The 11,480-nt window shown below is 57.6% G+C and carries 12 protein-coding genes; 11 read left to right on the plus strand and 1 reads right to left on the minus strand.

The genetic code is table 11. The annotated features are described in order from the left end of the window. The first annotated feature begins 35 nt into the window (after positions 1-35). Both M0D68_RS05895 and M0D68_RS05900 read left to right on the plus strand, forming a co-directional pair. Complete coding sequence (locus M0D68_RS05895) at positions 36-851, plus strand: AraC family transcriptional regulator (RefSeq protein ID WP_266223939.1); 816 nt, start codon at positions 36-38, stop codon at positions 849-851. Between the two features lie 40 nt (positions 852-891). Then, positions 892-1,179: a hypothetical protein gene (locus tag M0D68_RS05900; RefSeq protein WP_234487816.1), complete on the plus strand. Its 288-nt coding sequence runs from the start codon at positions 892-894 to the stop codon at positions 1,177-1,179. A gap of 31 nt (positions 1,180-1,210) precedes the next feature. Here the strand turns inward: M0D68_RS05900 and M0D68_RS05905 are convergent, their stop codons facing one another. Next, the gene (locus M0D68_RS05905) at positions 1,211-2,260 is read right to left on the minus strand and encodes a substrate-binding domain-containing protein (RefSeq protein ID WP_200652497.1); all 1,050 of its coding nucleotides are present in this window, start codon (positions 2,258-2,260) and stop codon (positions 1,211-1,213) included. Between the two features lie 385 nt (positions 2,261-2,645). On the opposite strand from M0D68_RS05905, the gene M0D68_RS05910 reads away from it, so the two are divergent. The 9 genes from M0D68_RS05910 to M0D68_RS05950 all read left to right on the plus strand — a co-directional run. Further along, on the plus strand, positions 2,646-3,782 hold the full coding sequence (locus tag M0D68_RS05910; RefSeq protein ID WP_234487817.1) for an acyl-CoA dehydrogenase family protein: 1,137 nt from the start codon (positions 2,646-2,648) through the stop codon (positions 3,780-3,782). Positions 3,783-3,802: 20 nt separating this feature from the next. Next, entirely contained in the window at positions 3,803-5,419 is a 1,617-nt protein-coding gene (locus M0D68_RS05915) for an AMP-binding protein (RefSeq protein WP_234487818.1), read from the plus strand. A gap of 31 nt (positions 5,420-5,450) precedes the next feature. Continuing rightward, positions 5,451-6,233, plus strand: a complete 783-nt coding sequence (locus tag M0D68_RS05920) for a citryl-CoA lyase (RefSeq protein ID WP_200652499.1) — start codon at positions 5,451-5,453, stop codon at positions 6,231-6,233. Then, positions 6,233-6,739 carry a thioesterase family protein gene (locus M0D68_RS05925; protein WP_200652500.1) on the plus strand — a complete coding sequence of 169 codons (507 nt, stop codon included), beginning with the start codon at positions 6,233-6,235 and terminating at the stop codon, positions 6,737-6,739. Before M0D68_RS05920 ends, M0D68_RS05925 begins: the two co-directional genes overlap by 1 nt. A 4-nt stretch (positions 6,740-6,743) precedes the next feature. Next, on the plus strand, positions 6,744-7,529 hold the full coding sequence (locus M0D68_RS05930) for an enoyl-CoA hydratase/isomerase family protein (RefSeq protein ID WP_200652501.1): 786 nt from the start codon (positions 6,744-6,746) through the stop codon (positions 7,527-7,529). A 92-nt stretch (positions 7,530-7,621) separates the two neighbouring features. Then, a complete protein-coding gene (locus M0D68_RS05935; RefSeq protein ID WP_200652502.1) occupies positions 7,622-8,638 on the plus strand; it encodes an amidohydrolase family protein in 1,017 nt (338 codons plus the stop codon). 67 nt (positions 8,639-8,705) lie between these two features. Next, positions 8,706-9,110, plus strand: a complete 405-nt coding sequence (locus tag M0D68_RS05940; protein WP_200652509.1) for a RidA family protein — start codon at positions 8,706-8,708, stop codon at positions 9,108-9,110. Between the two features lie 148 nt (positions 9,111-9,258). Continuing rightward, positions 9,259-10,614 carry an MFS transporter gene (locus M0D68_RS05945; RefSeq protein ID WP_266223987.1) on the plus strand — a complete coding sequence of 452 codons (1,356 nt, stop codon included), beginning with the start codon at positions 9,259-9,261 and terminating at the stop codon, positions 10,612-10,614. Between the two features lie 148 nt (positions 10,615-10,762). Then, positions 10,763-11,480, plus strand: a 718-nt coding sequence (locus tag M0D68_RS05950; protein ID WP_266223940.1) for an electron transfer flavoprotein subunit beta/FixA family protein, incomplete at its 3' end; no start/stop codon positions are given.

Here is an 11,480-nt window from a genome sequence, read left to right on the forward strand (position 1 = left end):
GACGTCCGCCAACACGTGCCATCGCTCCCTGTTCAATGACTGAAAATGTCCAGTTCCAACAAGTGTCCGAGATACCCGGCCTGGTGCTGAGTACCGCACACTTTGCGGATTTCAGTTTCGACCGCCATTTTCACCTCGATTTCCACGTCGGGCTGGTGACGGACGGGGTTCAGCGTCAGCGAGTTAACGGAAAGACCGTAATGCACGCACCCGGGACTGTCGTTCTGATGCCACCAGGCGAGATTCACGATGGAGTCGTGGATGATGGCAGCCAATCCACGCTCAAGACATTCCGCCTTTCGCGCGAACTCGTCGCAAGCGTGGCGGAAGAGATCAGCGGCCATCATCGCGAGCCGGAATTCGCCGGAGCCTTGCTTGAGGACCCGTTGCTCGCGGGCCATCTTCTTCGACTGCACGATGCGATGCGACGGCGCAGCGCCGCGAGTGGTCTTGAGATGCAGACGGAATGGCTCACGTTGCTGGAATGCCTGTTGAGTCAAGCGCGCGCGATCGTGCCTGAAACGGTGCCGGGCTCGCTCTCGCGTATTCAGTGGGAACGCGTCAAGGACTACTGCTTCAGTCATCTCAGCGACAAGATCACGCTCGATGAACTGGCCGCGTTGTGCTCACTCGGCAGGTTCCAGTTCCTCAAGCAATTCAGGCAGACCATCGGGATGACACCCCACGCGTGGCTGCTGCGTCTTCGTCTCGAGCGCGCTTGTGCGCTTTTGTCGCGAAGCTCGCAAGCGATCGCAACAGTTGCTCAGGAAGTCGGGTTCTACGATCAAAGCCACTTCAACCGCGCTTTCCGGCAGGCATACGGCGTCGCGCCGTCGTCCTACAGGACCTAAGCCGCGCAGTCGCCGGCAGAGCACGGGGTTCAGCGCCCGGTTGCGCAACGCACGCCAGGCCAACAGCGCCGCGCAGCACCTGAGCCGGGGGCTTGCAGGGTTGAGCGGCGTTGAGGTTCTAGGCGCAACCGAGGCTAACATCCTCTTTTGCCGATTGCCTTCCCCGGCCATTCAATCGCTGCTTCAGGCGGGGTTGGGGTTCTATCACGATCGTTGGGAGCAAAACGTTGTCCGGTTCGTGACATCCTTCTCTACCACGATTGAGGATGTCGACAATCTGCTGGCGCATGTGGCGCGCGCGGTCGGTGGCCATCAATCCGACAATTGACGGCAGGGGGCATGACGAGGCGACCCGGACGCTATCTTCGCGCCGCAGCACGGCCCCTTTTTTCAGTCGACAACCGCGGCGAACCGTCAGAAGAGCGCGGAATAAAATCAGGAGACCACACCTCCTGAAGTTCATTGACCGGAGTGCCGTCCAGCTGCGCAAGTAGCATCTCGGACATTCGCTTTCCCGCCTTCAGAGTTTCCGCGGAAAAGGTCGTCAACGCGGGAGACAGCAGGGTGCCGAAAGGGTGGTCGTCTCCCCCGATCACGGCTATGTCACGGCCAGGGACCAGGCCACGCTCAGTGATCGCCCGATAGATGCCGACCGCCACCAGATCGTGTCCGCTAATGATTGCTGTGGGCGGGTCATCGGCCTCCAGCATTTGCCGCGCGGCTGCGAGTCCCCCTTCCTCTGTCATATCTGCTTCGATGTACAGCGTTTCGTCAAATGGAATGCTAGCGGCACGAAGCGCCCCCTCATATCCTAGTCTTTGGTGGTGACTGAACATCAGGGTGTTCGGCGCATTCACGAGACCAATCCGGCGATGCCCGAGCGTCACGCACCGCGCGCAACCCTCACGTCCGACCACGGTGTGATCTATGTCCAGATATGCAAACTCTCCCGGCGTTTCACTGCGGCCGAAAGCCACAAATGGCACTTTGCGTTCCAGCAGATATGCAATCCGGGGGTCCTGGCGAAGCGTGCGGCCGAAGAGCACGCCATCCACTTTTTGCACTTCTACCAGACGCTTGAGCACTTGCATTTCATGCTCGGCACTTCTCGCCGATGAAACGACCAGTTGATAGCGTGAATGCTCAAGATTTTCGTCGATGCCCATTAACATGTTTAGAAAGAATGGATGGGCGAAATGCGCCTGAGGCGCTGACAGCACGAACGCGATCAGATCGGACGTTTGCGTGCGAAGCCTCCTCGCCGCGGCGTCAGCCGAGAACCCAAACTGCGCGGCGGCATCGAGGACACGCTGGCGAGTCTTTGCATTGACGTCGGACTTGCCGTTGATAGCTTTTGATACGGTGCTGACGGAGAGTTGTAAGTGCGCCGCCAGTTCTTGAATGTTCATTCCTGCCTTCCCACGGGCACGCCACGATTGACGCGCATCGAAAACGATTTTTGTGATTCTACGGCAAACGGTCGTTCGCAAGATTGACGAAGCGTTGCCGCCGCAAAAACGATTTCGGACTTGCGTCGCGCGGTCGCCGAGTTGACGGGCTGATCTGTCCGATCAGTGTTTACCCTGAAACGGACGCGTTGTTGAAATCGACACCCGGCAGATATGCCTCTCCGTAGAGGCTTGTGCCGCTTGGGATTTGACGTTGCGGCACCGCAGCGGGCATTTCGTTAGATTTCGAAAACGATTTCGATTTTATTTTGACACGTCTTGAAAGTTGCGATCCGGCAGAGTATCTTCATTCGAAATCGTTTTCGAAATGACTCGTGAGGATCGCATGAACAGTGAAGAAATTGAAATGCTTCGGGCGACGACGCGCAGGTTCGTGCGCTCGCGTCTAGTCCCGTTGGAAGAGCAAATCGAAGCAGCGGACGATGTCGACGAAGCACTGCTCGCGCAACTGCGCTCCGAAATAGCTGCGCTCGGACTGTATGGTTTCAACCTGCCTGAGTCGATCGGAGGCCCTGGTCTCAGCGCTGCCGCAAAGCTGGCGATCCTCGAGGAGATGACCTACACGTCCGTTCCCTTGAGCGAAGTCTTCGGCCACCTTCCGCTTTCCCTCAGCAGATGTAACGCCGAGCAGCGCGCTCGCCTCCTGCCAGATGTTCTGTCCGGCAAAAAGATCGTTACGTATGCCTTGACCGAACCTAACGCGGGTTCGGACCTGAGCAATCTGCGCACGCGTGCTGAGAAAACCGCTGGCGGATGGTTGCTGAATGGCAGCAAGCACTTCATTTCCCATGCGGAAACGTCGAACTACATCATCGTGCTTGCAGTGACGGATACCAACGCATCGCTCAAGCGCAAGCTGACGACGTTCATTGTCGAGCGCGACAACCCGGGTATCGTCGGCATGACCCGATATAAAAAAATGGGTTGGCGCGGTTACCACCTCAACGGCTTCTCTTTGGAGAACTGTTTTGTGCCGGACGCCGACGTCCTCGGCGAACCAGGTGACGGCTTCATGAGCATGATGGATTCGATCAATCACGACCGGATTCTTTCCGCGTGCCGGTCGACCAGTCTCGCGGGACGTGCCCACTCAATGTCGTGCGACTACGCGAAGGAGCGCTCGGCCTTCGGCACGCAACTCGCGAATCATCAGGCGATTCAATTCATGGTCGCAGACAACGATGTCGAGATTGAAGCCGCGCGGCTTCTGATCCAACGCGCGGCCGAACTCGTCGAGGCCGACGTCCCGGAGGCGCGCATCGCTACCGCGCGAGCCAAGTTGTATGCAAGCGAAATGGGTTGTCGTGTCGCGGACCGGGCTCTGCAGATATTCGGCGGCATGGGATACATGTGCGAGCTTCCTATTGAGCGCTTTTACCGCGACGCGCGAGCATTTCGTATTGGAGAGGGAACCTCCGAAATGCAGCGTCTGCAAATTGCGCGCAATGCGCTATCCGTTTAAGCACAAATCGAAAGGTCGTTATGCTGCACAGCTCTTCCCCTTCGGACTCGTCGCCCCTCGCACAGGCGTCGAATTCATTCCTGCAACGCGATGGACAATCCGAAGCGTATGGATCGATCCGGGCGTTTCGGGATATGTTGACGCACGCCCCCGAACTCCCTGCCTGTCACTTCGGCGAATTGTCTTTCAGCCGCGGCGAGCTCGCTGCGGCGGCCGGCGATGCCGGCAACAAGCTGTTGGCATCCGGCTTTAAACAAGGTGATGTGCTCGCTGTGTGGCTACCGGACAGTCCTGCCTGGTTGCAGCTACTCTTTGCGGCGGCTGCGATCGGCGTGATTGTCGTACCGGTGAGCACCCGCTACAAAGTTGCGGAAGCAAACTATGTGATTCAGCAGAGCCGCGCGAAAGGGCTGGTCGTCCCGGCCAGGTTTCTTGACTATGACTATCAGGCCGCGGCGGACACGCTCAAATCAGACAACCCGGCTCTCGAATATGTTCTGAACGTCGATATCGATGCCGGGTTTATCCGTCACGGGATTTCGAAAACTGGTCTTGTGCCGGCGGCGCCCCTCCAGCTCCCGTTCATCACGTTCAGTACTTCTGGAACGACAGGCAACCCGAAGCTCGCCTTGCATAGCCAGGAGGGAATTGCAAAACATGCGCAAAACGTCTCGCGTGCGCTGGATGTTCGTGCGGGCGACGTGATGCTTTGCGCATTGCCGCTGTATGGCGTGTTGGGTTTTGTGCAGGCGATGGCGGCGATCGCAGCGGGCGCAGCGTGTGTCTTGTTGCCTGTATTTAAAGGCGAGGACGCCGCCCGGGCGATAGAGCGGCACGGCGTGACTCATAGCTTCGGCTCGGACGGACTGTTCGACCGAATCCTCAATACGACGGAATACTCGTTAGCCTCATGGCGGCGCGGCGGGTTCACCGAATTTGCTGGCCTTGGACCGGCGATCTGTAAAAAGGCGGAGCAGAACCTGAACTTACTGTTCACTGGCCTGTATGGAATGTCCGAATGCCTGGCCATCACCGCGACACGCTATCCCCATGAGGATTCTCGAGTACGCGCCCTCGGTGGCGGATTGCCGGTGTCGCCCGAGATTCGGTTGCGTGTAATTGATGTCGACACTGGCCTCGAAGTTGATGATGGTCAGAAAGGTGAGTTGCAAATCTCGGGTTACAACGTCATGACCGGCTATTTGCACAACGAGGCTGCGACGGCGACCGCCTTCACGTCCGATGGCTGGTTCAGGACTGGGGACCTCGTGCAGCGGACTGTCGAAGGGTTTATCTATCTGGCACGACTGAACGATGGTTTGCGCCTTAGTGGTTACCTTGTCGATCCATCGGAGATCGAGCAGTTTCTAACCCGGCACGAGGGGATAAGCGGCGCGCAAGTGGTCGGCGTCCGGAGACCTGGGGTAGGAGACGTCGCGGTTGCATTCGTTCGAGCAACTGCTGCGGATCTCTCCGAAGCTGACCTGCTCGCTTACTGCAAGGCCGGCATAGCGAACTACAAAGTCCCGAAGCGCATTGTCTTCGTCGATGAGTTTCCGGAAAAACCTGGTCCCAACGGCGTGAAGATTCTGAAGACAAAGCTGCGCGAAATGGCTGCAGTTGCGTTATCCCTTTGATCGAAGCTGGCAAGAAGAAGGATCCGAGACAATGAAAGACGCACAAGTGAAGTCCGATATCGCGTGGGCGAATCCGTCCAAGGTCGTAGTTCACGGGCTCGATCTGTGTAACGAGATCGTGGGAAAAATCGATTTTGGACAGATGACATTCCTGCAATTGTTCGGTCGTCTACCGGACGCCCGTGAGCTGCGGATGTTCAACGCAATGATGGTCATTCTCGTTGAACATGGAATCACGCCATCGTCCCTCGCGACACGGTTTACGTATTGCGGCGCTCCAGAATCGGTTCAGGCTGCAGTCGCTGCGGGGCTGCTGGGACTGGGTTCCGTGTTCGTGGGTTCGCTCGACAATGCGGCCAAACTTCTCCAGGAGGCGATCCCCGCCAATACGTCACTGGCCGATCCGAAGGCGAAGGCGGTTGAGATTGTCACCAGCTACCGCAGCCGCAAGGAAATCATCCCGGGAATCGGCCACCCTTTCCACAAGCCTATCGATCCGCGGAGTGTCGCGTTGTTCGAGGTCGCAAGGGAAACGGGATATTACGGACCCTACGTTGAACTGATGGACGCGATCGGCAAGGAAGCCACGCGTCAGGCAGGACGTCCCCTTCCATTGAACGTGACTGGGGCGATGGCCGCCGTCGCCTCTGAGATGGGGATTACATGGAAGATCTGCCGCGGTCTCGCGGTCGCCGCAAGAGCAGTCGGACTGGTGGGACACATCCTGGAAGAGATGCGCCAACCCATGGCGGAGACGCTCTACTTGCGGATCGAACATGAGGCGACGAAGCATATGCACGAGGAGCAAACCTGATGTCATCTCCCGGTTCGTCGGCGTTGGGACGGTCTGAGCTATTGGCTCGAAAGCGTTCGCTGCATCGGGATGCATGCCGTTTCTGGACCCAGGAAAAGCTGAGGAACGCGGATACCGATCAGTTTCGGCATATCAACAATGCCGCGATCTCGACGTTTCTCGAATCGGCACGGATGGAGATTCTGGCGCGTGATTCGCTGAAGGCGTCGATGACCGGCAGGAACGTAGTTGTCGCTCATCTATCAATCGACTTTCTCAAGGAGCTTTACTTTCCTGGGGCTATCGAGATTGGGTCCGCGACTCTCAAGATAGGACGTACTTCGTTCCAGTTGGTGCAGGGCCTGTTCATCGGATCTGAATGCCTGGTGTTTGCACTGGCGACCTGCGTCCTTCTTGATACGGAGCGCGGTGAGCCGGCTCCAATTCCGGAGGCGATTCGAGCCTTCCTGCTTGAGGGTCTGTTGGACGCAGAAGACGAGCCGGCCGGTGCCGGATTTTCGAGGTAAAGATATGTCCACGAATTTTTCGAAAGTGTTGTTCGAGATGCGCGGCGATGTTGCCGTCATCACACTTAATGATCCGGATCGCCGTAATGCACTGTCGCGGCAGATCGTGAGTGAAGCCTTCAACGCATTGGAACTCAGCACCGCCGCGGCGGCGCGCGCGATTGTGATCGCGTCGAATGGGCCCACGTTTTGTGCGGGAGCGAACATCGACGACCTGAAAGACGGTTGGATGGAGCGCACCGACCCTCTGACGGACCCTGCATTGCTGTTCAAGCGGTTGGTGGAAGAGCCGCGCATTGTTATCGCAGCCGTTCAGGGAGGGGCTTTGGGAGGCGGGTTTGAACTTTCGCTGTCGTGCGATCTGGTGGTCGCTGCGGAGGCCGCGTGGTTCGCTTTGCCGGAGGTCTCCCGGGGGGTAATTCCGAATACCGGCCTGGCACTCCTTCAGCGCATGGTGGGTTCCAGAGTTGCCCTCGAACTGATTTTGTCGGGCCGGCGACTTACCAGCGACGAAGGTGTTTCCCGAGGTCTGGTCAATGCGGTTGTTCCGCGCGAGTCAGTGATTGAAAAGGCGGTTTCGTGGGCGCACGAGATTGTCTCAAAGGCGCCGCCGGGTGCTATTTCTGCCGCGAAAAGGCACCTGCATGGGCATGCCGAATATGACTGGGCACGAGTGCAGCAATCCGTTACCGACGTCCCGCGTGCCGAATGGCAGGAAGGTCTCGATGCTTTCACCGAAAAGCGCGATACGAATTTCGAGCCATTTTGGCGTGTATTGGCACCGACCTGACAAATTGGTCCGTCGAAGGCGCGAGCTGGCGGAATGATCATCAAACAACGGTCGGAGCCTGAGAACTACGACTCAACCTGGAGGAGCAGTACATGATTATCGATTTGCACGCACACGCGCTCAATGAACGTTTCATTGCCGACCTGGCGAAGTCGCCGGTGGCGGGACTTCGGTCCGAGCGTGACAGTGAGGGTCTCTATATCATCCGGCGTGCCGGCGACGATCGAAAGAGTACCTTGGATCCGCACCTCTTTGATTTGGAGCATCGGCTTGAAAGCCTCAAGCGTCGTGATGTCGGACTTCAACTCTTTGGGCCGCCACCGTTCATGTTGGCGTGGCCTGGCGGCGCCTCCGGCGTTGAACTGGTTCGGGCACTGAACAAGGCAGCGCTGGAAACCGCAGCTGAGTCAGAAGGGCGAATGGAGCCGTTGGCTGCTTTGGCGTTGGGCGAACCTGAGCGTGCGGTCGCGGAACTCGAATATGCCGTGCACGAACAGGGATTCCGCGGCGTCATCATGCCGAGTACTGCCGGCGGCAAGCCGCTCGACGATCCTGAGTTCGCGGGGCTCTTCGCTGCAATCGAACGACTCGGTCTGATTGTATTCATGCACCCGACTTCCGCGGCGCTCTCGGATCGTTTCGGCATGTATGGCGTCCACGTTCTCGTGGGCTGGCCCTTCGAGACGACGCTGGCGATTACACGCATGATTTTCAATGGTGTTCTCGAGCGCCACCCCGCACTCAAGCTGGTTCTGGCGCACGGCGGCGGTAACCTGGTGTTTCTCCGCGGTCGACTGGATTCTGCGTACGAGGCAACTGGATGGGAAGCTGATCCCTATTTCCGTCAACATATTTCCCAGAAGCCGAGCGCCTATCTCGACCGACTCTACTACGACACCTGTGCCCTGAGCGAAGACAGCAACCGGTTCGTCATTCAGACCATGGGTTCGGATCGCGTCGTCTTCGGTAGCGATTACCCGTTCGATATCGGCGATCCAGAAGGCAAGCGCTCAACGCCGGTCATCGATCGTTTGCCCCATAGTGATCGCGAACGGATTTGTCATCTGAATGCGGAACGGCTGCTGGTTGACGCTGGGCGACCGCGGTAACCAGATTCAGGTTTCAGGTGAGATCAGGCGAAGAATATTTGTTTCGTATAACTATTGAAGTGGTGAAATTTTGATAGAACATATTCTTACGAAAAAAGCGCCTTTGCCGAGGGGGCACTACTCGCAGGCAACCAGAGCAAACGGGTTTGTCTTCGTTTCAGGTCAGTTGCCCTTAACGGTGGACGGTAGTGCTGTCCTCCCTGAGGGACTGGACGCGCAGGTTCTTCAGGCTCTTTCGAATCTGCGCGAAGTGCTGGTGGCCGCAGGAACGACTGTGCAGAGGCTTTTGAGCGTGCAGATTTACGTCTCCGACATCGAAAACTGGCCGCGCGTGAACGATCTTTACCGAGAGTTTATTGGCGACCCGGCGCCCGCTCGCACCGTAGTGCCGTGTGCACGACTTCACTACGGAGCGCAAGTAGAGATCAGCGCGATAGCCTTATGCGGCCCTGGAGTCCAAACGGACGACTGATGTCCGATAGGGGTTTTTTGACGACATGGGAAGCGGGAGGAAAAAAAAGTTTCATCGTGGCGTTTGTCCTCGACGGAATACGAAATGGATGGCCGTTCAGGAGAAACGAGGGTGACGTCAGTTGGGGACACGCATACGAAGGTGAACTATCAAAGCAGTATCTAATGCGCCTTCCATGGAGGAGTCAAAGATGCGAATGTTTGATTGGTACCGAGCCGCCACGTCAGTGGAGCGGCGAACTTTCTGGGGGTGCTTTTGCGGATGGACCCTGGATAGCTTTGACAACCAGATTCTGGCTTTCCTGTTGCCTACGCTGATGGCAACGTGGCATTTCTCGAAATCTGAAGCAGGTTTGATTGCAACGTCTTCACTGCTGGCCGCAGCGGTGGGTGGTTGGGTCTCAGGGATCTTGAGCGACCGCCACGGGCGAGTGCGTGTTTTAACGTGGTCGATAATCTGGTTTACAGGGTTCAGTATTGTTGCTGGGCTGACGAACTCGTACGGTCAGTTGTTGGTAGTGCGCGCCTTACAAGGTTTGGGGTTCGGCGCAGAGTGGGCGGTTGGCGCTGCTTTGATGGCGGAGGTAATCAACCCCGTTCACCGCGGAAAAGCGCTGGGTCTGGTTCAGAGCGGATTCTCCGTTGGCTGGGCACTTGCCTCCGTTATTACAGGGGTTCTGTTGGCGTATCTTCCGACCTGGATCGCGTGGCGCTCGGCGTTCTGGATCGGTGTGATTCCCGCACTCGTTGTGCTGTTGATCCGGCGATATATTCCCGAGCCGGAGTTGTTCAGAAAAATGCAGGAGGAGACGAGCGGTGTAATTGTCGCGACATGGCGCTCGGCTTTACGACGAGACGTCCGACGCGCAAGCTTACTTGCCGCGCTTCTGGTCACTGGCCTTCAGGCAAGCAGTTTTGCCATAGCAATCTGGTTGCCCACCATGCTGGTTCAAGTTCGTCATCTGCCGGGATCGACGGTCGCGGTCATGGCATTGATGATGAGCGCGGGTTCGTTTATCGGCCAGGTAAGCTTCGCCTATCTTAACGACCAGCTTGGGCGTCGATTCACAGCAATGACATATTGCCTCTTTGCGGCGTCCTTGACTGCGTGCTATCTGTTCATTCCGATGGACCCACGAATGCTGGCAATGCTGGGGCTTCCTGTTGGCGTGGCCGTGAACGGCGCGTTTGCGGGTGTTGGGCCTATGTTGTCGGAGCTGTTCCCCACTGCAATCCGAACCACCTGTATGGGGTTCTCATACAACGTCGGGAAATCTCTGGGGGCGCTGAGCGTCGCGCTTGTTGGCGTTGTCGCTGAGCACATCGGTTTGGTGAGTTCAATTGGCCTGTTCTGCTTCATTGGCTATTTCTGTGCGCTGCTTGCCTTGACGTTCCTTCCAGAAACGCGAGGCCGTGATCTCAAGAATTTTTCTTTAACTGCCGAAGATCGCGAATTGGGCGACAGGTCAGATTTGCTGGAACAGGTGAGCCATCCGCGGAGCTAGTAACTTCGGCTGTGGAAGTTGCTCTGCGGAACACTGAATTTTTTATGCCGTTCGAGGCGATACCGCATGCGATCTTGCGATCGAAATATCCGATTTATCATTAGGATACCGATTGACTTGACGGCTGGATTTTGTGAAGGAGAGTGCTTTGAAGATATTGGTGGCAGTCAAGCGGGTCGTCGACTACAACGTGAAAGTCCGGGTCAAATCGGACGGCACGGGCGTCGACATCGCGAACGTGAAAATGTCGATGAATCCGTTCGACGAAATCGCGGTTGAAGAAGCCGTGCGTCTGCGCGAAGCAGGCGTGGCGACCGAAGTGATCGCCGTGTCGGCGGGTGTCAAGCAAGCGCAGGAAACGCTGCGCACGGCGCTGGCAATCGGCGCGGACCGCGCGATCCTGATCGAGTCGGGCGAAGACCTGCAGCCGCTGGCCGTCGCCAAGCTGCTCAAGGCGCTGGTCGACAAGGAACAGCCGCAGCTGGTGATCCTCGGCAAGCAGGCCATCGACGACGATTCGAACCAGACCGGCCAGATGCTGGCTGCACTGGCGAACCTGCCGCAAGCTACGTTTGCCTCGAAGGTTGTCGTCGCTGACGGCAAGGCTACGGTGTCGCGCGAAGTCGACGGTGGCGCGGAAACGCTGTCGCTGAGCCTGCCGGCCGTGATCACCACCGACCTGCGCCTGAACGAGCCGCGCTACGTCACATTGCCGAACATCATGAAGGCGAAGAAGAAGCCGCTGGAAGTCATCAAGCCGGAAGACCTCGGTGTTGATGTGACGCCGCGCCTGAAGACGCTGAAAGTCGTCGAGCCGCCGAAGCGCTCCGCCGGTGTGAAGGTGCCGGATGTGAAGACGCTGGTCG

The organism is Paraburkholderia sp. SEWSISQ10-3 4, from assembly GCF_030464785.1.
In the GTDB taxonomy this organism is placed as follows: Bacteria; Pseudomonadota; Gammaproteobacteria; order Burkholderiales; family Burkholderiaceae; genus Paraburkholderia; species Paraburkholderia aspalathi.